Origin of the sequence: Pollutimonas bauzanensis (assembly GCF_900129885.1) — a bacterium.
Classification (GTDB): Bacteria; Pseudomonadota; Gammaproteobacteria; order Burkholderiales; family Burkholderiaceae_B; genus Pollutimonas; species Pollutimonas bauzanensis.
On sequence record NZ_FQXE01000015.1, the window covers coordinates 90,318 to 112,189 of the forward strand.

At 63.9% G+C, this 21,872-nt stretch carries 21 protein-coding genes; 11 read left to right on the top strand and 10 right to left on the bottom strand.

Annotation, left to right across the window (positions count from 1 at the left end; translation table 11 throughout):
• The first annotated feature begins 26 nt into the window (after window positions 1–26).
• Entirely contained in the window at window positions 27–1,676 is a 1,650-nt protein-coding gene (groL, locus tag BUB23_RS21680) for a chaperonin GroEL (protein ID WP_073107818.1), read from the top strand.
• A gap of 161 nt (window positions 1,677–1,837) precedes the next feature.
• On the opposite strand, the gene BUB23_RS21685 is transcribed toward groL, so the two are convergent.
• The 3 genes from BUB23_RS21685 to BUB23_RS21695 are packed head-to-tail and all read right to left on the bottom strand — an operon-like array spanning window position 1,838 to window position 4,738.
• The gene (locus tag BUB23_RS21685) at window positions 1,838–3,232 is read right to left on the bottom strand and encodes a sensor histidine kinase (RefSeq protein WP_073107821.1); all 1,395 of its coding nucleotides are present in this window, start codon (window positions 3,230–3,232) and stop codon (window positions 1,838–1,840) included.
• On the bottom strand, window positions 3,201–3,887 hold the full coding sequence (locus BUB23_RS21690; protein ID WP_073107824.1) for a response regulator transcription factor: 687 nt from the start codon (window positions 3,885–3,887) through the stop codon (window positions 3,201–3,203). Before BUB23_RS21690 ends, BUB23_RS21685 begins: the two co-directional genes overlap by 32 nt.
• Window positions 3,884–4,738, bottom strand: coding sequence for a MipA/OmpV family protein (locus BUB23_RS21695; protein WP_245801348.1), 855 nt, complete (start codon window positions 4,736–4,738; stop codon window positions 3,884–3,886). Before BUB23_RS21695 ends, BUB23_RS21690 begins: the two co-directional genes overlap by 4 nt.
• A 121-nt stretch (window positions 4,739–4,859) precedes the next feature.
• Here BUB23_RS21695 and BUB23_RS21700 point away from each other — a divergent pair, with 121 nt between their 5' ends.
• The 5 genes from BUB23_RS21700 to pyrF all read left to right on the top strand — a co-directional run bounded on the left by BUB23_RS21700 (window position 4,860) and on the right by pyrF (window position 12,148).
• Window positions 4,860–6,374 carry an efflux transporter outer membrane subunit gene (locus BUB23_RS21700; RefSeq protein ID WP_084136186.1) on the top strand — a complete coding sequence of 505 codons (1,515 nt, stop codon included), beginning with the start codon at window positions 4,860–4,862 and terminating at the stop codon, window positions 6,372–6,374.
• A 73-nt stretch (window positions 6,375–6,447) separates the two neighbouring features.
• On the top strand, window positions 6,448–7,608 hold the full coding sequence (locus BUB23_RS21705) for an efflux RND transporter periplasmic adaptor subunit (protein ID WP_084136187.1): 1,161 nt from the start codon (window positions 6,448–6,450) through the stop codon (window positions 7,606–7,608).
• Window positions 7,609–7,621: 13 nt separating this feature from the next.
• On the top strand, window positions 7,622–10,750 hold the full coding sequence (locus tag BUB23_RS21710) for an efflux RND transporter permease subunit (protein ID WP_073107827.1): 3,129 nt from the start codon (window positions 7,622–7,624) through the stop codon (window positions 10,748–10,750).
• Between the two features lie 148 nt (window positions 10,751–10,898).
• Window positions 10,899–11,297, top strand: coding sequence for a diacylglycerol kinase (locus BUB23_RS21715; protein WP_073107830.1), 399 nt, complete (start codon window positions 10,899–10,901; stop codon window positions 11,295–11,297).
• A 35-nt stretch (window positions 11,298–11,332) separates the two neighbouring features.
• Window positions 11,333–12,148, top strand: coding sequence for an orotidine-5'-phosphate decarboxylase (gene pyrF, locus BUB23_RS21720; RefSeq protein WP_073107833.1), 816 nt, complete (start codon window positions 11,333–11,335; stop codon window positions 12,146–12,148).
• On the opposite strand, the gene BUB23_RS21725 is transcribed toward pyrF, so the two are convergent.
• Genes BUB23_RS21725 through ribBA form a run of 6 tightly spaced genes read right to left on the bottom strand, consistent with a single transcriptional unit; the run spans window position 12,132 to window position 16,380 of the window.
• A complete protein-coding gene (locus BUB23_RS21725) occupies window positions 12,132–12,638 on the bottom strand; it encodes a CinA family protein (RefSeq protein ID WP_073107836.1) in 507 nt (168 codons plus the stop codon). The two genes, pyrF and BUB23_RS21725, sit on opposite strands and share 17 nt — an antisense overlap.
• Window positions 12,635–13,159, bottom strand: a complete 525-nt coding sequence (locus BUB23_RS21730) for a phosphatidylglycerophosphatase A family protein (protein WP_073107839.1) — start codon at window positions 13,157–13,159, stop codon at window positions 12,635–12,637. Before BUB23_RS21730 ends, BUB23_RS21725 begins: the two co-directional genes overlap by 4 nt.
• A 32-nt stretch (window positions 13,160–13,191) precedes the next feature.
• Entirely contained in the window at window positions 13,192–14,151 is a 960-nt protein-coding gene (thiL, locus tag BUB23_RS21735) for a thiamine-phosphate kinase (protein ID WP_073107842.1), read from the bottom strand.
• 8 nt (window positions 14,152–14,159) lie between these two features.
• Window positions 14,160–14,663, bottom strand: coding sequence for a transcription antitermination factor NusB (nusB, locus tag BUB23_RS21740; protein WP_073107845.1), 504 nt, complete (start codon window positions 14,661–14,663; stop codon window positions 14,160–14,162).
• Entirely contained in the window at window positions 14,650–15,195 is a 546-nt protein-coding gene (gene ribH / locus BUB23_RS21745) for a 6,7-dimethyl-8-ribityllumazine synthase (protein WP_073107849.1), read from the bottom strand. Before ribH ends, nusB begins: the two co-directional genes overlap by 14 nt.
• 15 nt (window positions 15,196–15,210) lie before the next feature.
• On the bottom strand, window positions 15,211–16,380 hold the full coding sequence (gene ribBA, locus BUB23_RS21750) for a bifunctional 3,4-dihydroxy-2-butanone-4-phosphate synthase/GTP cyclohydrolase II (RefSeq protein ID WP_073107852.1): 1,170 nt from the start codon (window positions 16,378–16,380) through the stop codon (window positions 15,211–15,213).
• Between the two features lie 100 nt (window positions 16,381–16,480).
• On the opposite strand from ribBA, the gene BUB23_RS21755 reads away from it, so the two are divergent.
• Both BUB23_RS21755 and BUB23_RS21760 read left to right on the top strand, forming a co-directional pair.
• The gene (locus BUB23_RS21755) at window positions 16,481–17,320 is read left to right on the top strand and encodes an IclR family transcriptional regulator (protein WP_073107855.1); all 840 of its coding nucleotides are present in this window, start codon (window positions 16,481–16,483) and stop codon (window positions 17,318–17,320) included.
• A 97-nt stretch (window positions 17,321–17,417) separates the two neighbouring features.
• The gene (locus BUB23_RS21760) at window positions 17,418–18,980 is read left to right on the top strand and encodes a CYTH and CHAD domain-containing protein (protein ID WP_073107858.1); all 1,563 of its coding nucleotides are present in this window, start codon (window positions 17,418–17,420) and stop codon (window positions 18,978–18,980) included.
• A 65-nt stretch (window positions 18,981–19,045) separates the two neighbouring features.
• Here BUB23_RS21760 and ftsY read toward each other — a convergent pair whose 3' ends face one another.
• Window positions 19,046–20,275: a signal recognition particle-docking protein FtsY gene (gene ftsY / locus BUB23_RS21765; protein WP_073107861.1), complete on the bottom strand. Its 1,230-nt coding sequence runs from the start codon at window positions 20,273–20,275 to the stop codon at window positions 19,046–19,048.
• A gap of 58 nt (window positions 20,276–20,333) precedes the next feature.
• On the opposite strand from ftsY, the gene BUB23_RS21770 reads away from it, so the two are divergent.
• From BUB23_RS21770 to BUB23_RS21780, 3 genes are all read left to right on the top strand, one after another.
• Window positions 20,334–20,984 (top strand): RsmD family RNA methyltransferase, encoded by a 651-nt coding sequence (locus BUB23_RS21770; protein WP_073107864.1) that lies wholly within the window; start codon window positions 20,334–20,336, stop codon window positions 20,982–20,984.
• A gap of 14 nt (window positions 20,985–20,998) precedes the next feature.
• The gene (gene coaD, locus BUB23_RS21775) at window positions 20,999–21,505 is read left to right on the top strand and encodes a pantetheine-phosphate adenylyltransferase (protein ID WP_073107867.1); all 507 of its coding nucleotides are present in this window, start codon (window positions 20,999–21,001) and stop codon (window positions 21,503–21,505) included.
• Between the two features lie 108 nt (window positions 21,506–21,613).
• A complete protein-coding gene (locus BUB23_RS21780; protein ID WP_073107870.1) occupies window positions 21,614–21,865 on the top strand; it encodes a YfhL family 4Fe-4S dicluster ferredoxin in 252 nt (83 codons plus the stop codon).
• Window positions 21,866–21,872: the final 7 nt, after the last annotated feature.

The window sequence follows — 21,872 nt, forward strand, 5'->3', positions numbered from 1 at the left end:
AAACGAATTAAGCAAGGAATTTTACAATGGCTGCTAAGCAAGTTCTATTCGGCGATGACGCCCGTGTGCGCATCGTTCGTGGCGTCAACATTCTCGCCAACGCTGTTAAAACCACATTGGGCCCCAAGGGCCGCAATGTCGTTCTGGATCGCTCCTTCGGCGCCCCTACCGTAACTAAAGACGGTGTATCGGTTGCCAAAGAAATCGAACTGAAAGACAAATTCGAAAACATCGGCGCGCAGCTGGTCAAGGAAGTCGCTTCCAAGACTTCCGATGCCGCCGGCGACGGCACCACCACGGCAACCGTGCTGGCCCAATCCATCGTCGAAGAAGGCCTGAAGTACGTTGCCGCCGGCATCAACCCCATGGACCTGAAGCGCGGTATCGACAAGGCTGTCGCCGTAGCGGTTGAAGAACTGCGCAAGCTGTCCAAGCCTTGCACCACCAGCAAGGAAATCGCCCAGGTCGGCTCGATTTCGGCCAACAGCGATGCATCGATCGGCGAAATCATCGCCAACGCCATGGACAAGGTCGGCAAGGAAGGCGTCATTACCGTTGAAGACGGCAAGTCGCTGGACAATGAACTCGACGTCGTCGAAGGCATGCAATTCGACCGCGGCTATCTGTCGCCCTACTTCATCAACAATCCCGACAAGCAAGTTTCGGTTCTGGAAGATCCGTATGTCCTGATTTTCGACAAGAAAATCAGCAACATCCGCGACCTGCTGCCTATCCTGGAACAAGTCGCCAAGTCCAGCCGTCCCCTGCTGATCGTTGCCGAAGACGTCGAAGGCGAAGCCCTGGCTACGCTGGTCGTCAACAACATCCGCGGCATCCTCAAGACGACCGCCGTCAAGGCTCCTGGCTTCGGCGACCGCCGCAAGGCCATGCTGGAAGACATCGCCATCCTGACCGGCGGCACTGTCATCTCGGAAGAAACCGGCATGTCGCTTGAAAAAGCCACGCTGGCTGAACTGGGCCAGGCCAAGCGCATCGAAGTGGCCAAGGAAAACACCACGATCATCGACGGCGCTGGCGACAGCAAATCGATCGAAGCGCGCGTCAAGCAGATCCGCGTCCAGATCGAGGAAGCCACCTCCGACTACGACCGTGAAAAACTGCAGGAACGCGTTGCCAAGCTGGCAGGCGGCGTTGCCGTGATTCGCGTCGGTGCCGCTACCGAAATCGAAATGAAGGAAAAGAAAGCGCGCGTTGAAGATGCTCTGCATGCGACACGCGCAGCTGTCGAAGAAGGCATTGTTCCTGGCGGCGGCGTAGCTCTTATCCGCACCCGCGCTGCCGTGGCTCAGGTCAAGGGCGACAACGCCGACCAGCAAGCCGGCATCAAGCTGGTTCTGCGCGCCATCGAATCGCCTTTGCGCACCATTGTGGCCAACGCCGGCGACGAGCCCAGCGTAGTGGTCAACAATGTGGCCAACGGCACGGGCAACTACGGCTACAACGCTGCTACCGGCGAGTACGGCGACCTGGTTGAACAAGGCGTTCTGGATCCCACCAAGGTTACCCGCACCGCATTGCAAAATGCAGCGTCGGTCGCCAGCCTGTTGCTCACGACCGAAGCCGCTGTGGCCGAAATCGTGGAAGACAAGCCTGCCGGCGGCGGCATGCCCGACATGGGTGGTATGGGCGGCATGGGAGGCATGGGCGGCTTCTAAGCCATCTTTGCCTGCCGGCTACCGGCCCGGGCCCGACGCCCGGGCCACCCAGCAGAAAATCCCCCGATTCGTCGGGGGATTTTTTTTATTTCCGCGGCATCGCATCCAATCTCGCCATCGTCAATCGCGCCGCGGTCTACGTCGGCGGCATGCCGCTGTGGTCATGCAATTTGCTCTGGCTGTTCGGCGGCGGGCAGTGACAGGCAGAGCCGCAAGCCTGGATCCGCCCTGTGCGCAGACAGTGCCCATCCATGCGCGAGCGCAATCTCCTGGCAAATGGCCAGGCCGAGGCCCGCGCCGTGATCGCGCCTATGAGCGCCACGCCAGAAGCGCGAGAATATCTGCGACAACGGCTCCTGATTCACTCCTGGCCCCCAGTCGCGCACCGACACTGCCGAAGCGCTGACCTCCACTCGCACCTCCGTGCCTCGGGGTGCGTGCTCAATCGCGTTCTCCAGCAGATTCTTGAGCAAAGTAAAGAGGGCGCCCCTATCAGCCAGCCATTGCGCGCCGGAGGTGCTGTCGAACGTTACCAAGTGGACATCCGCCGCATCCGCCATACGCTGCAGATAGCTGGCGGCTTCCTTCGCCACTTCTTGCACATCGACAGCGGTGTAACGGTAACTCTGTGCCTCGCTTGCCTCGGCCAGGAGCAACAGTTGCTGTACCTGGCGCGTCATGTGTCCAAGGTCGTTCAGCAGTGATCTGCGGTCATCGCCATCGCCCATCAATTCGATCTGCGCGCGGATCAAGGCGAGCGGCGTCTTCAACTCGTGCGCCGCCGTCGCCAGGAACTCCTGCTGGACGCGGTACCCCTGCTCCAGCCGCTCAAGCACCCGGTTGAAGCTGTCCACCAAAGGCGCGATCTCGGTCGGTATTGCATTGGTCGGCAGGCGAGCGTGAAGAGAGCGTGGAGAAATTGCGGCAGCGGAATCCGATACCGCTCGCAGCGGCTTGAGTGTGTACCTCAGCGTGAAATAGACGCATGGGCCGAAGACGAAGAGCAGGACCAGACTGAACAAGGTGATTCCAGCCCCCGTGAACGGCAAGGCGAATGCGCGGTACACGAGATGCAGGAATCTTGCGCTGGCCGCGAACTGCAGATACCAGATTCGCCCATTGCGCTCGACAGCTTCGGTGGCGCCACGCATTGCGACACCCTCGTGCTCGAACTCGAAACGGCCGCGCTCAAGCCGGCGAGCGGCCTCGCTTTCACGCCAAAAGGCCTCGCCGGCGGCGGAGGACAGGACAACCTTGCCGGATGCATCCAGCACCCGGTATGCGGTCTCCCGTTTCATGCTGTCGAATATCCATTCGAGGTCGAAGTCTTCGATATCGAATCCGACTGGTACGCCCTCGCTGTTGAACCGGAGCTCTCCGGCCATATCCCTCGTGGTTTCGGCCACGTCCGTCCCGGACAAGATGTCGCCTTGCGAATTCACTATCGCAAAAGCGGCCAGCATGATCAGAAGGAGGCTCAGAGCCGCGCCAGCGACGTACGCGAGCAGCACTTTCGCGCTGAGGCTATTCAGCCAGGTCGTCTTCACGTAGCGCATAACCGAGACCTCTCACGTTGACTATCCGCTGGCGCGAACCGATGGCGAGCAGCTTGCGGCGAATACGGTGAAGGGCCACATCCAGAGCGTTCGGTGTGACCGCCTCGCTCAGCCCCCATGCCGCCGCCTCCAGCGCGCTGCGACGCACGACCGCCTCATGCTTGCGCAAAAACAGCAGCATGACCTGCATCTCCGCCGGGGCAAGGGCGACGCTTTCGTCTCCGCTGCACAGAATGCCGGCGTCGGGGCGCAGCGTCAGATCGCCGTGGCTGGGATCGAGCGGACGGAACTCCACGGGGCGGCGCAGTAGTGCCCGCACACGCGCCACCATCTCGTCCATGGCGAAGGGCTTGGGAAGGTAGTCGTCGGCGCCGGCTTCGAGGCCCTCTACGCGGTCATGCAGCGCATCGCGCGCCGTCAACACGAGGCAAGGGACGCCAAGACCGGCCTTGCGCAACTTCCGCAGCAAGACCAGCCCATCCCCATCCGGCAATCCTCGATCGAGGACCAATGCCTGGTAGGACATCTGCTGGACGGCGGTCCATGCGGCGTCGATGCGGCCGATCACATCGACGGCGATTCCGGCGGCCGCCAACCCTTTGCACATCAGCCGCGCCAACCGGTCATGGTCTTCGATCAGGAGTATTCGGCTCATCGGAAGCGGTAGAGGTATCCAAGAAACACACGATTTTCGGTCGAACGATCCACCAGCGGACTGTTCTTGATTCCCTTCGCCAGGCTCGACACTTCGACATCCAGGAGCACGGAATGCCGCTTATCGAACATATAGATTCCACGCACGCCTACCTCGGCGTTGACGCCGGACTTCCCTTCATAGGCCGGACGGTCAATGCGAGCCTCGTTGTTGCGGACGCCGAAATAATAATCGACGTACTTTTTGTCTTGCCAGTTCGCCCCCACACGCGGCGTGAGCATCATGTGCCCGCCGAACCGCCACGTCCTCTCCAGGCTGAGATTGAAACGCTGGCCTTTGCTGTTGCCTGATGCGTCGGCGAGCCATTCGGCGCTGACATCGACCAAGTCGCTGTTCCATTCCATTCTAGCACCCGCCCAGAAGCCACTCTTGCGCTTGCTCATGCCATCGAGGATCGGGGCGTCATCGGCCTCGTAGCCGCTTCCATCGTACTTGCCGATGATACTGAAGTCGAGTTTCTGTGTATCGCTGATAGCGAGACCGGGCAGTTTGAACCCGATTTCAGGGCCAAATATGTGAAAGTATTTATTTTCGAACTGAATCAATGGCAATACCTTGTTGTCCCGGTCAATGCCGGTGTAAGGCTGCTGCCTGCTCATTCCGCCGACACCCAGCGACCATGACGTGGATGGCGGTCCAGCGTCGGTCGCCTCCGCAGCCGACACTGATGAGCATAGTCCCACGGCAAGCGCCGAAGCGGCCGCCATACGTAAGGCGGAACCAAGGGGGATGAAGACAGCTTGTTGTGGTAGTGGCATGTGGATGCTCGCACAGTGTTGAAAGAGTGCCATTTTCGCGGCCGCCTTCTTACCGAATACTTACCGAAAGCTCGTTGATGGTTCCGCCCACTGGTAAGCATTCGGTAAGAGGCATTGCCGCAGAATCCTGTCCTGTCAAAGACCAGGTCACCGCATGCTTGCATCCACCGATTTCATTCCCGCCACTCCCATTTCCCGACGGCGCCGTTTGGCCGATGCACAGGCGCTTTCAAGCCGCAAGCCGCAGTTGCCCGCGACCGGGTTCGCAATTGCAGCCGCCATGCTGCTCGCTGGCTGCGCGTCGACCCAATCCGCACTCATCCCGGGCGGCGCTGCGGCGCCTGTCGCCGCGCAATGGCACGCTCCGTTGCCCCACGGCGGACAACTCGCGGATATGAGCCAATGGTGGGCCCAGTTCGACGATCCGCTGATGCTGCGCCTCATCGAGGCCGGGCAACAAGTCAGTCCGACATTGGCGCAGGCATCCGCGCGCATCGCCGATGCGCGAGCCGCAAGCGTTACGCAGAGCGCCGCCCTGATGCCCTCATTGGATGCGGGCATCAGCTCGAGCCGGGGACGATCGGAACTGGGTACGCCGATTGGCACCTCATACTCGGCGGACTTGCAAGTCGGCTGGGAGCTGGACGTTTTCGGCGCGGGCCGCGCCGCCGCCAACGCCGCGCAAGCGCGGCTCGAGTCCAGTCGGGCCGGCTGGCATGACGCCCGGGTTTCAGTCGCTGCCGAAGTGGCGACGACTTATGTCGAACTGCGTGCTTGCGAAGCCCAGATACAGTTGGCCGAAACTGATGCCCAGTCGCGCGCGCGGACGTCGCGGGTCACCAGCCTGGCCGTGAATGCGGGCTTCCAGCCCCCGGCTTCGGCGGACCTGGCGAGTGCCAGCGCGGCACAAGGCAAGGTCGCGCTGATCCAGCGGCGGACGCAATGCGATCTTCTGATCAGGGCATTGAATGCCCTTACCGCGCAGGACGAGGCGGCGCTGCGCCGCGATCTCGGCACCGGAACCGGCCTGCTGCCGCGGCCGGCCGAACTCGGCGTCGCCGCAATGCCGGCGCAGGTGCTTGCGCAGCGTCCCGACATCTACGCGGCGGCGCGTGACGTGATGGCGGCGAGCGCCGAGTCGGACCAGGCGCGGGCGCAGCGTTGGCCTCGCATTGCGTTGGCCGGGAATATCGGAACGACACGCATCGATAGCGGGGGGGTCAGCGCGGGCGGCACGGTCTGGAGCATCGGACCCGTGACGGTGACGCTGCCGCTGTTCGACGGGGGAACGCGGCTAGCCAATGCGCAAGCGGCCCGTGCCCGCTACGAGGCGGCGACCATCGTCTATTCCGCGCGCTTGCGTGAAGCGATCCGCGATGTGCAGATCGCGCTCGTCACGCTGGACAGCGCGGCAATGCGCGGCAAGGACGTCTTGATCGCTGCAAACGGATTCGAGCGTTCGTTCGCCGCTGCCGAGGCGAGCTACCAGGCCGGTACGGCGAGCCTGTTCGAGCTGGAGGATGCGCGCCGCAGCATGGTTGCCGGACAAAGCGCGGTGATCGAACTGCATCGTGAGCGCGTTTCCGCCTGGATCGCGCTGTATCGCGCGCTGGGCGGTGGCTGGTCTCCCGCCGGAGTGCACGCCGTGCGCAATGAAGCGGCGGGTTGATGAAACGGCTGGAACGACTTGAACTCTCCATCGCCGGCGCCCTTGCAGCGCCGTGCGCAAACCAAGGAACAGAATGACGAAGAAACCACGCCCCTTCGCGGCCGCTGTGGCCATTGCGATGAGCTTCACCGCGGCTGCCGCATTGGCCATGTATGCCTTCAGCGGATCCGCAGACGAAGAAACTGCCGCGGTCGCGAAACCCGCGCTTACCGTGGCGGCAACGACGCCGCAACCAGCCATGCTGCCAATCAGGATATCCGCGAACGGGAACATCATGGCCTGGCAGGAAGCCAGCATCGGCACCGAGGCGAACGGCCTGCGTCTGGCCAGCGTCGAGGTCAACGTTGGCGACGTAGTCAGGCGCGGTCAGGTACTTGCCACTTTCGCGTCCGACACGGTGACCGCCGAGCTCGCGCGAAGCCGCGCCGCCGTCGCCGAGGCCGAGGCGGCGCTCGCCGGAGCCAAGGACAATGCGCAGCGCGCCCACGGACTGCAAACGACAGGCGCGATGTCGGCGCAGCAGATCCGGGAGTACATCACAGCGCAACGCACCGCGCGGGCGCGTCTCACGGCGATGCAAGCAGCCGAGAGAACGCAGCGACTCCGTCTGGCCCAGACTCAAGTGCTTGCACCCGACGATGGCGTGATCTCGGCCCGCAGCGCCACGGTCGGCGCCGTGCTTCCCGCGGGTCAGGAACTGTTCCGGCTGATCCGGCGCGGCCGGCTCGAATGGCGTGCAGAGGTCGCGGCGTCCGACCTCGCAAAGCTGAAGTCCGGCCAGATTGCGCACGTGACTCCGGTCGGTGGCGAGATGATCCAGGGCCGCTTGCGGATAGTTGCTCCTACGATCGATACCCAGACCCGCAACGGCCTGGTCTACGTCGACCTGCCGCCGGATGCCGCGGCGCGCGCCGGCATGTTCGCACGCGGTGAGTTCGACGCCGGCGCGAGCCGGATGATGACCCTGCCGCAGAGCGCGGTGTTGCTGCGCGACGGCTTTAGCTACGTGATGCGTATCGGCCCGGACTCCAAGGTCATACAGACTAAGGTGACGGCAGGCCGACCTGCGGGAGACCGCATCGAGATCACTGGCGGCATCGAGGCGCCGGCCCGTGTGGTCGCGTCCGGCGGAGTCTTCCTAGGCGATGGCGACCTCGTTCGCGTGGTCGAGGATCCGCCGGTCCCGGACGGCGGCAAACCGGTCCCGGGCCCGCTTTCCGGCGCCGTCAACTGAGCTAAGGAATACGATGAATCTGAATGTCTCCTCCTGGTCGATCCGCAATCCAACCCCGGTAGTGTTGCTCTTCATCATACTGACGCTCGCGGGCCTGACGGCCTTCCGGGCGATGAAGGTCCAGAACTTCCCCGACGTCCAGATGCCGATGGTCACCGTGACGGCTGCGCTACCCGGCGCCTCGCCTTCGCAGCTCGAAACCGATGTCGCCCGCAAGATCGAGAATTCGCTCGCAACGGTGCAGGGGGTCAAGCATATCCAAAGCACTCTGACGGACGGCAATGCGAACATCACGGTCGAGTTCCGTCTCGAAAAACCGATTCAGGAGGCCGTCGACGACGTGCGCGACGCCGTCGCCCGCATACGAGCCGATCTTCCGGCCGACCTGCGGGACCCCGTGATCAAGAAGGTGGAATTTGCCGACGCGCCTATCCTGACCTATGCTATCGCATCGCCGCGCATGGACGACGAAGCGCTATCATGGTTCGTCGACAACGAGGTCAGCAGAACCCTGCTCGCAGTCCCTGGCGTCGGCGCAGTCGTGCGCGTCGGCGGGGTCACCCGGGAGTTGCGCATAGCCCTCGATCCGGCGCGTCTGTTCGCGTTGAATGCGACTGCGGCGGACATCTCGCGCCAACTGCGCCAGGTGCAGCAGGAGGCTTCGGGCGGCCGTGTCGATTTCGGCGGTGCGGAACATTCCGTGCGTATCATCGCCACCGTGCAGAAGGCCCAGGAGATGGCCGCCCTCGAGGTCACGCTGGGCGACGGCCGGAGCATCCGGCTCGACCAGCTTGCCGCCATCTCCGATACGGTTGCCGAGCCACGGTCGATAGCGCTCTTGAACGGCGATCCGGTGGTCGGCTTCGATATCGTACGGGCGCGAGGTTTCGGTGAGATTGATGTCGCCGATGGCGTGCGCGCCGCGCTCGAGAAGCTCAAGGAAAAGCATCCGGCGATCACCGTCACCGAGGCGGTCAACTCCGTCGATCCCGTGATCGAGAATTACGACGGCTCGATGTGGCTGCTCTACGAAGGGGCGGCGCTTGCCGTGCTGGTGGTGTTCCTGTTTCTGCGCGACTGGCGGGCGACCGTCGTGTCGGCGGTCGCGCTGCCACTGTCGGCGATACCGACCTTCGCGGTGATGTACCTGATGGGCTTCACGATCAACATCGTGACGCTGTTGTCCCTGTCACTGGTGATCGGCATCCTGGTCGACGACGCCATCGTCGAGGTCGAGAACATCGAGCGCCACCTTCTGATGGGCAAGAAGCCCTATCAGGCGGCGATGGAGGCAGCCGACGAGATAGGCCTTGCGGTCGTCGCGACGACCTTCGCGCTGATTGCGGTGTTTCTGCCGACGGCGTTCATGAGTGGCATCGTGGGCAAGTTCTTTGTGCAGTTCGGCTGGACGGCGGCGATCGCGGTGTTCTTCTCGCTCATCGTCGCCCGCATGCTGACGCCGATGATGGCGGCCTACCTGTTGCGCGCGCCGAACAAGCATGCCGGGCACGAGCCACGATGGGTGAGTGTCTACCTGTCCTGGGCGCGCTGGTGCCTGCGCCACCGCTTCCTGGTGGTCGCCGGCTCCTCGGCTTTTTTCGTCGGCGGGCTATTGCTTGCCGCGACGCTTCCCGGCACCTTCATTCCGCCGGATGATGAATCGCAAACGCAGGTAATGCTCACGCTGCCGCCCGGCAGCAAGCTGCGCGACACGCTGGCGATCGCCGAGCGGGCGCGGGGCATCCTGCAGAAGAACAAACACGTGAAGATGGCCTACACGGCGATCGGCGCAGGCAATGCCGGCGCCGATGCGTCCGAGCCGGCGGGCGCTTCCGCCGCGAACGTGCGCACGGCGGTGCTGACGATCAACATGACCCACCGCGGCGATCGTCCTGGCGTGAGAAAGCAGAAGATCGAGGAGCAGTTTCGCGAGGCGCTTGCGATACTGCCCGGTGTGCGAGTGAAGGTCGGCATGGCCGGCTCGAGCGAGAACTATGTGCTGGTGCTCGCTGGCGAAGACAGTCGAGTGCTCGCGCAGCATGCGCAACAGGTGGAGCGCGAACTGCGCACGATTCCAGGCATCGGCGCGGTCATTTCGAGCGCGGGCCTGCTGCGGCCCGAACTGGTCTTGCGGCCCGATTTCGCACGCGCGGCCGATCTTGGCGTGACCTCGGCGGCGATCGCCGAAACGCTGCGCATTGCGACGACGGGCGACTACGATCAGGAACTCGCCAAGCTGAACCTGAGCGAGCGGCAGGTGCCCGTGGTCGTCAGGCTCACCGATGCCGCCCGCGAAGACTTCCAGACACTCAAGCGTCTGCCGGTACCCGGTGCGCGTGGACCGGTAGCGCTGGAGAATGTCGCGAAGCTCGAGATCGGCAGCGGTCTTTCCGAGATTGCGCGCTACGACCGCATGCGCAACATCAATTTCGAGATCGAATCGAACGGCCGGGGACTGGGCGACGTGGAACAGGCCGTACTCGCGCTGCCCAGCCTGCGGAAGCTGCCGCCGGGCGTGGTGCAGACGTCGACCGGCGACGCTGAAGCGATGGGCGAGCTTGCTTCCGGCTTCGCTCTGGCTATGCTGGCCGGCGTTCTGTGCATTTACATGGTGCTGGTGCTGCTGCTGAAGGACTTCGTGCAGCCCCTGACCATTCTGGCCGCGCTCGTGCTCTCGGTTCCGGGCGCCTTCCTGGCACTGTTCATCACGGGAACCGCGCTGTCGATGCCATCGATGATCGGGCTGATCATGCTGATGGGCATTGCGACGAAAAACTCGATCCTGCTGATCGACTATATCATCCTCGCCCGCCGGGATCACGGCCTGAATCGCCAGGACGCGACCATAGACGCGTGCCGCAAGCGTGTCCGTCCGATCGTGATGACGACGATCGCCATGGGCGCAGGCATGATGCCGATCGCACTCGGCTGGGGCGCCGATCCGAGCTTCCGCGCACCGATGGCCATCGTCGTGATCGGCGGGCTGATCACCTCGACGTTACTGAGCCTTCTCGTCATTCCGGTGGTGTACAGCTACGTGGACGACGGCGTGCAATGGGCCATCAGGCGCTTCGGAGGCGGGCGCCAGGCGCGGCAGCAGCCAGCCCATGACGCCGCAGCCCGGCCGTCGCCGAAGTTCTGATCGCGGGCTTCGCGCGGCATAATGCGCTCTCGCCTGCGGCGCCTTCAGGGCGCGCGCCGGTTTAACAGGCATAATATCGGTCTATCCCAGCCTGGGCGCTTTCGTCCGCACGCTTTGCCTATATCTTTGCCTATACTCGTCCTGGCCCATGACTCCCAAGCAATCTCCCTACAAAAGCAAAGGCGGCTTCGGCCGTCTGTTCAATGCCCTGCGCTACTCGGCGCGGGGCCTGGCGGCGGCGGTCAGGCACGAGGCCGCGTTTCGCCAGGAGCTGACGCTGGTCGTGGTGCTGATCCCCGTCGCGCTGTGGATAGGCCGCAGCATAGGCGAAACGCTTTTGCTGATCGGCGCGCTGTTCTTCATCCTGATCGTCGAAATCCTGAATTCCGCCCTCGAAGCGCTGGCCGACGCCGTCACCATCGAACATCACCCCATGATAGGCCGCGCCAAGGACCTGGGCAGCGCGGCGGTCATGCTGTCCATCCTGTTTTGCACCCTGGTCTGGCTGTGCGTCATCGGCGCCCATATACTCGGACCTAAAATCTGATACCGTAGCAACCATATGAAACTCCTTGCGTACTCATGATCTTTACACAGAAACTCGAACACGCCTGGGCCGCGTCCAATTCCATGCTGATGGTGGGACTGGATCCGGACCCGCAACGCTTTCCCGCTGAACTGCAGGGCCGCCCCGACGCGATCTTCGAATTCTGCCGCGCCATCGTCGACGTCACGGCGCAGTATGCCTGCGGCGTCAAGCCGCAGATCGCCTATTTCTCGGCGCAGCGCGCCGAGGACCAGCTCGAGGCGCTTTGCGAGTACATACATGAATACCACCCCGGCCTGCCTATTGTGCTGGACGCCAAGCGCGGCGACATCGGCTCGACCGCCGACCAGTACGCCCGCGAGGCGTACGAACGCTACCAGGCCGACGCGGTCACGGTCAGCCCCTATATGGGCTTCGACACCATCGAGCCTTACCTGGCCTGGAAAAGCAAGGGCGTCATCGTCCTGTGCCGCACTTCCAACAAGGGCGGCTCGGACCTGCAGTTCATCGAATCCAAGGACAGCGTCCCCCTCTATCTGCACGTGGCGGGGCTGGTCGCCGACCGCTGGAACACCAATGGCCAGTGCGCTTTGGTGGTAGGCGCGACGTTCCCCGATGAAATCGCCAAGGTGCGCGCGCGCGTGGGCGACATGCCCCTGCTGGTGCCCGGCATAGGCGCGCAGGGCGGCGACATCCCGTCCACCGTGAAAGCGGGCCGCGACAGCCGGGGCGCCGGAATGATGATCAACTCATCCCGCGCCATCCTGTATGCGAGCGGCGGCGACGACTGGCGCGAGGCGGCCGCGCTGGCCGCGCGTTCCACCCGCGACGCGATCAACGCGGCTCGATGAAGCCGATGGCGGTATCCAGCGCGAAGGCGACCGCCGCGTGGCGGATCTGCCGGCGGTCGCCTTCGAATACCTTGGTGATGGCGCGGGTGACGATGCCTTGCGGGGCCCGCTGCGCAAAGCCGAAGCACACCATCCCCACAGGCTTGCCCGGGGTGCCGCCATCCGGCCCCGCAATGCCGGTAGTGGATATGGCCAGCTGCGCGGGCTGAGCGGCCGTGAGCACGCCGGCGGCCATTTCCATGGCGGTTTCTTCGCTGACCGCGCCAAACCGTTCGAGCGTGTCGACATTGACAAGCAGTTGCTCGGCCTTGGCGGCGTTGCTGTAGGTGACGAAGCCGCGATCGAACCACTGGCTGGAACCGGGCGTGTCGGTCATGGCGGCGGCCAGCAGGCCGCCCGTGCAGGATTCGGCGCAGGCGAACATCCAGCCGCGCTCGAGCAATAGCTGGCCGAGCATGGGGGCATAGGCCAAGGGATCGTTGCTGCTCATGGGAACACCTCCAGTCTGACCAGAATAGCGATTACCAGCAAGCTGTAGGCCGCTGCCACGATATCATCCCACATAACCCCAAAACCGTTCTTGAAATGGCGATCGAAAAAGCTGATCGGAGGGGGCTTGACGATGTCGAAAAACCGGAACACCGCGAAAGCCAGCAGCTGCGCCACGAACGAGTCAGGCGTAAGCCACAGCACCAGCCAGAACGCTATCACTTCATCCCAGACCATGCCGCCGTCGTCGGCCCGGCCCATTTCCCTGCCCACGCGTTGGCAAGTCCAGCAGCCCAGCGCAAAGCCGGCGAGCAGTGTGGCGGCGATGTAGGAATCGGGCAGGCGCGCAATCAGCAAGACCCATAGCAGCCACCCCAGCAGGGTGCCCCAGGTGCCCGGGGCGGGCCGTATCAGGCCGCTGCCGAAGCCAAATGAAATAATGCGCGGAAAGGAGCGGAACACCCAGGCGGCGCTGGGCCTGAAGGCGGTGTCGGGCGCGGATTCGGTATCGATGGCCGGCATACGGAGGTCTAAAAAAGTTCCAGGAAAAAGCGTCAGGAAAAATGATCGAAGCCGGCATTCCGCAATGTAATCGGGACACCGCCGGCGCCCCATATCCGCAGGCCGGGCTCGGCCACGATCCGGCCGGCCCGGGTCGCCTGCAGGGCCGCCGCATCGGCCAGCGCCAGTATGCGCTGCCTGGCTTGCACCGGCGCGGTAAAACAAAGTTGATACACGTCGCCGCCCGCCAGGACCGCGGCCTGCACCAGCTGGCTGTCCAGCCCGCGCAAGGCCGGCGCCACAGGCAGGGCATTGTAATCGAGCTCGGCGCCGCAGCCGCTGGCCGCGAGGATATGCCCGAGATCTTGCGCCAGTCCGTCGGAAATATCCAGCGCCGCGTGCGCCACGCCGGCCAGCTGCTGCGCAAACGCCCATGGCGGCAGCGGCCTTTCCAGCGCCGGGCGCACGGCCGCGAGCAGGGATGGGTCGGCCGGCAATTTGTTCTGCAGCAGGCGCAGGGCGATATCGGCGGCGCCCAGTGTGCCGGTGATCCAGATGTCGTCGCCGGCACGCGCCGCCGCGCGGCGCAGCGCAAGCTGCGGCCTTACCTGGCCCATTACCGTCACACTGATGACGATGCCCGAGGGACTGCGCGTGGTGTCCCCGCCCACCAGCGGGCAGCCGGCCTCGCCGGCCAGCGCGTAAAAACCGCCGGCAAAAGCCGCCAGCCAATCGTGGTCGACATCGGGCAGGGAAAGGCTCAGCAGACAGGCCAGGGGCTGGGCGCCCATGGCGGCCAGGTCCGACAAATTCACCGCCAGGGATTTATGGCCGAGCGCCGCCGGGTCGGTGCCGGCAAAAAAATGCCGGCCTTCCACCAGAAGGTCGGTGCTCGTGGCCAGATGATGGCCGGGCGCCACGGGGACCAGGGCGCAATCGTCCCCCACCCCCAGGAAGCCGGACGGCGCCGGACGGGAAAAATGGCGCGCAATCAGGTCGAATTCGGTGTTCAACAAGCCCTCTAGCGACGCGCGGCAGCCGCCTGGACCTCGTGGGGACGGACATCGGCGGCCATTTTATCGAGGACGCCGTTGACGAACTTGAAGCCATCCGTGCCGCCAAAGGACTTGGCCAGTTCCACCGCTTCGTTGATCGCCACCTTGTACGGTACCTCGGTGTGGTGGATAAGCTCGAAACTGCCTATCAATAGAATGCCGTGCTCGATGGGCGATAGTTCAGCCAGAGGCCTGTCGACATAGGGCATGAAGCTTACGCGCAGCGCCGGCGCTTCGCGCAGCACGCCATGCAGCAGGGTCTTGAACCATGTGGCGTCGGCTTCCTGGAATTCCTCGTCGTCGCGGATGTGCGCATCGATGGCGCCCGCTTCCTGCAGGCCGGCGTCGCCGTGCAACAGCCACGAATAAACGCCCTGCAAGGCGAATTCGCGCGCGCGCCGCCGCGCGCTGCGAGCGTTGGCACGGGGAGGGGCGCCCGAAGGCGCGCCCTGCGTTTTATTTGTCGTCAAAATCTTCGTCCTCGTCCTCGTCGTCTTCGTCCTCATCCTCGTCTTCGTCGAAATCCTCGTCGTCTTCGGTTTCGGGTTCGAGGGCGGCGACCAGGTTCGCCATTTCAACAGCGCTGCGTGCGCAATCGCGTCCCTTTTCCGCCGCGCGCGCTTGCGCCTGCTCGTCCGTGTCGGTGGTCAGCACGCCGTTGGCCACGGGAATGCCGGTTTCGAGCGACACGCGGCTGATGGCCGACGCGCTTTCATTGCTGACGATTTCGAAATGATAGGTGTCGCCGCGAACCACGGCGCCCAGCGCGATCAGCGCATCGAATTCGAAGGTTTCGGCCATTTGCGCCAGGGCGACGCCCAGTTCCAGCGCGCCAGGAACCGACACGAGCATGACATCGCGCTCATCTACGCCCAATTCGGCCAGTTCGGCCAGGCAGGATTCCAGCTCGGCTTGCCCGATCGGCTCGTTGAAACGAGCCCGCACAATGCCTATATGCAGACCTTCCCCGTTCAGATCGGGAGACAAAGTATATGGGTTCATAGTCAGTAATTCCTGTTATGGGGTGGAAAGAGGGTCACTATCGTAGCCCGTTATGGTCAGGGAAAACCCTGTCATGCTGGGCATTTTTCGCGGCCGCGCCAGCAAGCGCGCCCGGCCTACGTTCAGATCGCGCATGATCTGCGCGCCAATGCCGTAAGTAAGAAGGCCATAGCGGCTTTCACGGTCGACGGCATGCGTGTCGGGGCTTGCCGCCTGGTTCCAGGATTCGAACTGACTGAACAATAAATCGGAGGACCCCTGGCAGTTCAGCATGACAAGGATCCCGCAAGGCGCGGCCGCGATCGCCTTGAGCGCATCGGATACGCTCCAGCTGTGCGTCGTGGCGCCCTCGAACAGGACATCGAGCATATTGGTGGGTTCATGCACGCGCACCAGCGTTTCGGTATCGGGCGTGATGTCGCCGTGCACCAGCGCCATGTGGGGCGCTCCAGAGGACAAGTCGCGGTAGGCCACCGCCAGGAATTCGCCCCATGGCGTTTTCATGCTGCGGCTGGCCAGCCGTTCTATCATGGACTCGTGTTCGCTGCGGTACTGAATGAGGTCGGCGATGGTGCCGATTTTAAGGCCGTGCTCGCGGGCGAATATTTTCAGGTCGGGCAGGCGCGCCATGGTGCCGTCGGGCTTGAGGATTTCGCAAATGACCGCGGCGGGCGTCAGGCCCGCCAGCGCGGTCAGGTCGCAGCCGGCTTCGGTGTGGCCGGCGCGCACCAGCACCCCGCCGCGCACTGCCTGGACCGGGAAAATATGGCCCGGCTGGACCAGGTCGCTGGGCTTGGCGTCGCGCGCCACGGCCGCCAGGATGGTGCGCGCCCGGTCGGCTGCCGAAATGCCGGTGTCCACCCCTTCGGCGGCCTCGATGGACATGGTGAAATTGGTGCCGAAACGGGTGCCGTTGCGGCTTGCCATCAGGGGCAGCTCGAGCTGGCGGCAGCGTTCTTCGGTAAGTGTCAGGCACACCAGGCCGCGGGCGTGGGTGACCATGAAATTGATGGCCTCGGGCGTGACGAATTCGGCGGCCATGAGCAGGTCGCCTTCGTTTTCGCGGTCTTCTTCATCGACCAGGATCACCAGACGGCCGGCGCGCAATTCGGAGACGATTTCAGTGACGGGAGAGATATCGTAGGATGGCGTTGTATCGAAATCCACGTCGGACGGCTTGTTCATGACTATAGGCTCAGTAAAAAGTTGGGTCATTTTAACGCCTTCCCGACCTCGGCCGTTCAAAGCCGGGTAATATCCGCATAAAACATAACACGATTTATCCATGCGCGAAACAAAGACAGACGCCAGGCCCGGCAATGACGGGCGGCGCGGCATCCAGTCCGTGGAAACGGGCTTCCCCCTGCTGGCGGCGCTGGTCGACTCGGGCGCGGCGCTTACCCTGCGCGATCTGGCCGCGCGCGCCGGCATGACATCGGCCAAGGCGCATCCGTATCTGGTCAGCTTTGCGCGCGTAGGCCTGGTCCAGCAAGACGCCGCCAGCGGCCAGTACGAACTGGGCCCGTTCGCCTTGCAGATGGGCCTGGTCAGCCTGCAGCGCCTGGACCCCGTGCGGGTGGCGCTGCCGGCGATCAACCAGCTGGCCGGCCAGATCGGGCATACGCTGGCAGTCGCCGTGCTTGGCTCGCACGGGCCGACCATGATACATATCTCCGAGGCCAGCTATCCAGTGCATGTCAATATGCGCAAGGGCACCGTGATGTCCATGCTGCACACGGCGACGGGCCATGTCTTCGCGGCCTGGCTGCCGCCCAGGATAGCGCAGCACTATATACAGCGCGAAGCCGGCGACACCTCGGTCGTGACCAGCATCAGCCCCTTGCGGCCCAGCGCCGACGCCCTGAAGGCCTTGCTGTCGGAGATCAGGCAGGCGGGGATCGCGCAGGCCCTGGGCAATCCGCTGCCCGGCATCGACGCGCTGTCGGTGCCGGTATTCGATCATTCCGGAAATATCGTGCTGGCCCTGACCAGCCTGGGGCCGGCGACGCTTTTCGACGCCAGCGCGCAAGGTCCTATCGCCCTGGCGCTGAAGGAATGCGCCGCGGCCATTTCCGAAAAGCTGGGATACAGGCCGGCCCGCGCCAAGGAACATCCGGGCGGATAGGCGCGGACGTTCCTGCTGTCATATTAATGTCACGCAACTGTCAAATTGCTCCCGCAATAAAACGGTAAGATGCGCCCATGATCCGCAAGGGGCCACAATGCTTGAACGCGAACTCAAATTCCATGTACCCGCCGATAAGCGCGCCGCGCTGGAAAAAGCGTTGCGCAAGCTGAACGCCGCAGTGCTTCCCCTGCACGCCCGTTATTTCGACACGGAAAAGCATGAACTGGCCCAGGCGAGGATCGCGCTGCGCCTGCGCAAGGAAGGCAGCCAGTGGGTCCAGACGATCAAGACGCCGGGCCCCGACGAACTGTCGCGCGTGGAGATCAACACTCCACGGCCCGACGCGACCCTGGACTTGAGCGTCTACCAGGGCAGCGCCATCGAACGCGCCCTGAAAAAGCTTGAATGCCCGCTGGAGCTGCGCTATGAAACCGAGGTCGACCGCCTGGTGCTCAAGAAAAAGGGCCGCGGCGGCGCCATCGAATTCGCCTACGACCAGGGGGTGATCAAGGCGGGCCAGCTTGAATTGCCCATATGCGAACTCGAACTCGAACTGGTGTCGGGCGGCACCGACCATCTTTTCGCGGTCGCCCGGCAATGGCTGGCAAGACATGGGCTCATACTGGACCTGCGCAGCAAGGCCGAGCGCGGCGATGCGCTGGCCCGCGATGCAGTCGGCGCGCGGACAGGCAGCCTGGCGCCGGCGGCGCGGCAGGCTGGCGACACGCCTGAACCGGCGCAATTGCGCCTGCCGCGCCGCGCCGGCCCGATAGTGCTGGACCCCGCCCATGCCGCGCACGAGGCCTACCGGCTATGCGCCAACGATTGCATGAACCAGATCATCCGCAACGCCACCTACCTGGCGGGCGCCGACAGCGCCGGCGCGACGGCCGAGCTGCGGGTCGAATATGTGCATCAATTGCGCGTCGGCATCCGCCGTATCCGCTCGTGCTGGAAATTCTTCGGCAAATGGGTCGAGATCGATGAGGCTGAACTGGGCACCGAGCTGCGGCGCTATTTTTCCTTGCTGGGCCAGGCGCGCGACCGCGACGTCATAGCGCTGGTCGTCGCGCCCCGCCTGATGCGCGCGGGCATGCCGGAGCTGGCCTTGCCCGGCCCGGATGACCACAGCACCGATGCCACGCAGGCGCTGGCCGCCAGCGCCGGTTTCCAGGCAACCCTGCTGACGCTGCTGAACCACCTCGTCGCGGTGAACGAAACCGCGCAGCCGCGTGCCGGCGCGGCGCCGCCCGCGGCCGGCAAGCTGGGCAAGGCATTGAGCAAACGGCTGAACAAGCGCCTGGAAGATATCTGCCGGCAAGGGGCGCAATTCGGGCAATTGGCCATAGACGCCCAGCATAGCCTGCGCAAGCGCGTCAAAGGCCTGCGCTACAGCATGGAGTTCGCGGCGAGCATGCTGTCCGGCAAAAGCTATGCCCGCCTGCGCGACGCGCTGGCCGACACGCAGCACACGCTGGGGGACCTGAACGATTTATACATCGCGCAGGACTATTATCAGGGGCTTGCCGCGAGCCAGCCGCAGGCCTGGTTCGCCGTAGGCTGGCTGAGCGCCATGCAAGAGCGGAAAAAAGCCGAGGCCCAGGCCGAATTCCTGCGCCTGGCCCAGGCCGGGCGTTTCAAGGGCAAGAAGGCCTGACCCGGCGCCCGTCCCCGCCCGTCCCGCCCCGCCGCTCCGGCCCGCGGCAGGCCCTCACGGCTAATCTAATCGCCGATAAGCGCCGCGGCGAATTCGCGGGCGACAAAAGGCTGCAAATCGTTCAGCCCCTCGCCCACGCCTATCCAGTACACCGGCACCGGGCGCACGCCCTGGCTGCCCGCCGCCACCGCCGCCAAGGTGCCGCCCTTGGCCGTGCCGTCCAGCTTGGTCACCACCAGGCCAGTCAAATTGATGGCCGCGTCAAAAGCCCGTATCTGCGCAATGGCGTTCTGCCCGGTATTGCCGTCGATGACCAGCAGGACCTCGTGCGGCGCGGCGCCGTCGGCCTTGCCTATGACCCGCTTGATCTTCTTGAGCTCTTCCATCAAATGCAGCTGGGTGGGCAAGCGGCCGGCGGTATCCACCATGACCACATCGGCCTGCCGGGCGCGGCCTGCGTTCACCGCGTCGAAGGCCACGGCCGCGGGATCGCCCCCTTCCTGAGTGATGACGGTCACGTTGTTGCGCGCGCCCCATTCCATGAGCTGTTCGCGCGCAGCCGCCCGGAATGTATCGCCGGCGGCCAGCAGCACCTTGGCGCCCTGGGCCTGGAAGGCATAGGCCAGCTTGCCTATCGAGGTGGTCTTGCCCGCGCCGTTCACGCCGGCAATCATGATCACCAAAGGCGCGGCCTGGCCCAAAGGAAACGGCTTTTCGAGCGGCGCCAGATGTTCGGCCAATATGTCGCGCAGCGCGGCCTTCACCTGCCCGGCCTCGGCGAGACGCTCCTTGCGCACCCGCGCGCGCAAGGCCGTCAATAACTGTTCGGTCGCCTCGACGCCGGCGTCCGCCATGATGAGCGCCGTTTCCAGGTCCTCGAAAAGGGATTCATCGACCTTTACGCCGACGAACAAGCCGCCGATATTCTGCCCGGTGCGCGACAGGCCTTTCTTGAGCCGTGTCAGCCAGGTGCTTTTCTCGGTGGCGGCCGCCCCCCCCGTTGCAGGCGCCTCTGGCTGCGGGGCAGGCGCCGCGGGCGCTTCCATGGAGGAAAGCCCGGCTCCGCCCGCCTCGGTAGCCGGAGCCGGCGGCGCGGGTTCCCGCGCCACGCTCTCCGGCTGATGCGGCTGTGCCTGTGCCTGTGCCTGCGGCGCTATTGGCGCTATCGGTTCTTCATGGCCTTGCGGCGCAAGCTGCGCCGGGGCGTCGGCCGCCTTCTGTGCATCTGCTGCTACAGCGTCCGGCTCATGGGTTTCGGCAGGCGTGGCCTGCTTTTTTTTAAAGAAACTGAACATACGTTTTACACTACCCGAATATATTTGATTAACGCCACTGAACGTTCCCAGACCGCGCATGAAGAAGCATGTAGTTCGTATTGTAGGCGGTGATTACCGCCGAACACCCATACCTGTCATCGAGGCCGCGGGCTTGCGCCCGACGCCCGACCGCGTTCGCGAAACGCTGTTCAACTGGCTGCATCACCTGTGGGCGGGCGACTTCTCGCAAAAGCGCGTGCTGGACCTGTTCGCGGGCACAGGCGCGCTGGGTTTCGAAGCCGCATCGCGGGGCGTGGCGCATGTACAGATGGTCGAGAACAACCCCGCCGCGGTCGCCGCCCTGCGCGCCCTGAGAAGCCGCCTCAAGGCCGAGCAGGTCCGCATTCATGCCGGCAGCGCCCCTATGGTCCTGGAGCGCCTGGACCATGCCCGGTTCGACCTGGTCATGCTCGACCCTCCCTTCGGTCAAGGCTGGCTCGAGCGCCTGTGGGACAAACTGCCGGCGGTTCTCAGCCAGGACGGCTTGCTGTATATTGAATCGGAAGCGCCGGTGGCGGCGCCGGCATCTTTCGAGATTTTGCGGCTATCCAGGGCCGGCCACGTGCATTTCCATCTTCTGCGATTTGCTGCATTGCAAAAAAAAGTCAATAATCCCAACACCAGCGAACTGAATAAGCTTAAGCCCGGCGATGCTCAAGAGGGCATGCCGTCCTCTATCCCTTTTTGAAATCCGGAATCCGCATGATTACTGCCGTCTATCCTGGAACATTCGACCCACTGACGCGCGGTCACGAAGACCTGGTTCGTCGCGCTGCCGGCCTGTTTGACCGCGTCGTGGTGGGCATCGCCCACAGCCATGCCAAAAAGCCGTACTTTTCGATAGAAGAACGGGTCGAAATCGCCCACGAGGTGCTGGGCCATTACCCCAACGTCGAAGTGCACAGCTTTGACGGCCTGCTGAAGGATTTCGTGCGCCAGCAGAATGGCCGCGTCATCGTGCGCGGCTTGCGCGCCGTGTCGGACTTCGAATACGAGTTCCAGATGGCCGGCATGAACCGCCATCTGTTGCCCGAAGTCGAAACCCTATTCATGACGCCATCGGACCAATACCAGTTTATTTCGGGCACCATCGTGCGTGAAATCGCCATCTTTGGCGGCGATGTCAGCAAGTTCGTGTTCCCTTCCGTGGAAAGATGGCTGCACAGCAAGGCCAAGGCCCGCCGCGAAGAACAAGAACAATCCAGATAGGGGTAATCCGGCGCCCGCCCGCATTGCGCATTACACTAATGCCTGGTCCCGCCGCGCCGCGAGCGTCGCGGGCCTGATTCCATCTGTCTGTTTTTGCAGGAAAAAATCATGGCTCTGCGCATTACTGAAGAATGCATCAATTGCGATGTCTGTGAGCCGCAATGCCCCAACAACGCGATCTCCATGGGCCTGGAAATCTACGAAATCGAACCCACGCACTGCACTGAGTGCGTGGGGCACTTCGATGAGCCCCAGTGCCAGGTCGTATGCCCGGTCGAATGCATCGTGTTCGACCTGGACTGCCCGGAAGACCAGGACATGCTGCTGGCCAAGTACCAGCGCCTTACCGCGCCGGCGTGAGCCGCCG

What these genes read in the sequence shown, in the direction of transcription:
- BUB23_RS21755 (WP_073107855.1), top strand. Translation starts at nt 16,481, where the DNA reads ATGCGCGAAACAAAGACAGACGCCAGGCCCGGCAATGACGGGCGGCGC.
- pyrF (WP_073107833.1), top strand. Translation starts at nt 11,333, where the DNA reads ATGATCTTTACACAGAAACTCGAACACGCCTGGGCCGCGTCCAATTCC.
- BUB23_RS21725 (WP_073107836.1), bottom strand. Translation starts at nt 12,638, where the DNA reads ATGAGCAGCAACGATCCCTTGGCCTATGCCCCCATGCTCGGCCAGCTA.
- ribH (WP_073107849.1), bottom strand. Translation starts at nt 15,195, where the DNA reads ATGAACCCATATACTTTGTCTCCCGATCTGAACGGGGAAGGTCTGCAT.
- BUB23_RS21695 (WP_245801348.1), bottom strand. Translation starts at nt 4,738, where the DNA reads ATGGCACTCTTTCAACACTGTGCGAGCATCCACATGCCACTACCACAA.
- BUB23_RS21700 (WP_084136186.1), top strand. Translation starts at nt 4,860, where the DNA reads ATGCTTGCATCCACCGATTTCATTCCCGCCACTCCCATTTCCCGACGG.
- ribBA (WP_073107852.1), bottom strand. Translation starts at nt 16,380, where the DNA reads ATGAACAAGCCGTCCGACGTGGATTTCGATACAACGCCATCCTACGAT.
- BUB23_RS21685 (WP_073107821.1), bottom strand. Translation starts at nt 3,232, where the DNA reads ATGCGCTACGTGAAGACGACCTGGCTGAATAGCCTCAGCGCGAAAGTG.
- BUB23_RS21705 (WP_084136187.1), top strand. Translation starts at nt 6,448, where the DNA reads ATGACGAAGAAACCACGCCCCTTCGCGGCCGCTGTGGCCATTGCGATG.
- BUB23_RS21780 (WP_073107870.1), top strand. Translation starts at nt 21,614, where the DNA reads ATGGCTCTGCGCATTACTGAAGAATGCATCAATTGCGATGTCTGTGAG.
- ftsY (WP_073107861.1), bottom strand. Translation starts at nt 20,275, where the DNA reads ATGTTCAGTTTCTTTAAAAAAAAGCAGGCCACGCCTGCCGAAACCCAT.
- BUB23_RS21730 (WP_073107839.1), bottom strand. Translation starts at nt 13,159, where the DNA reads ATGCCGGCCATCGATACCGAATCCGCGCCCGACACCGCCTTCAGGCCC.
- BUB23_RS21760 (WP_073107858.1), top strand. Translation starts at nt 17,418, where the DNA reads ATGCTTGAACGCGAACTCAAATTCCATGTACCCGCCGATAAGCGCGCC.
- BUB23_RS21710 (WP_073107827.1), top strand. Translation starts at nt 7,622, where the DNA reads ATGAATCTGAATGTCTCCTCCTGGTCGATCCGCAATCCAACCCCGGTA.
- BUB23_RS21770 (WP_073107864.1), top strand. Translation starts at nt 20,334, where the DNA reads ATGAAGAAGCATGTAGTTCGTATTGTAGGCGGTGATTACCGCCGAACA.
- BUB23_RS21715 (WP_073107830.1), top strand. Translation starts at nt 10,899, where the DNA reads ATGACTCCCAAGCAATCTCCCTACAAAAGCAAAGGCGGCTTCGGCCGT.
- BUB23_RS21690 (WP_073107824.1), bottom strand. Translation starts at nt 3,887, where the DNA reads ATGAGCCGAATACTCCTGATCGAAGACCATGACCGGTTGGCGCGGCTG.
- groL (WP_073107818.1), top strand. Translation starts at nt 27, where the DNA reads ATGGCTGCTAAGCAAGTTCTATTCGGCGATGACGCCCGTGTGCGCATC.
- coaD (WP_073107867.1), top strand. Translation starts at nt 20,999, where the DNA reads ATGATTACTGCCGTCTATCCTGGAACATTCGACCCACTGACGCGCGGT.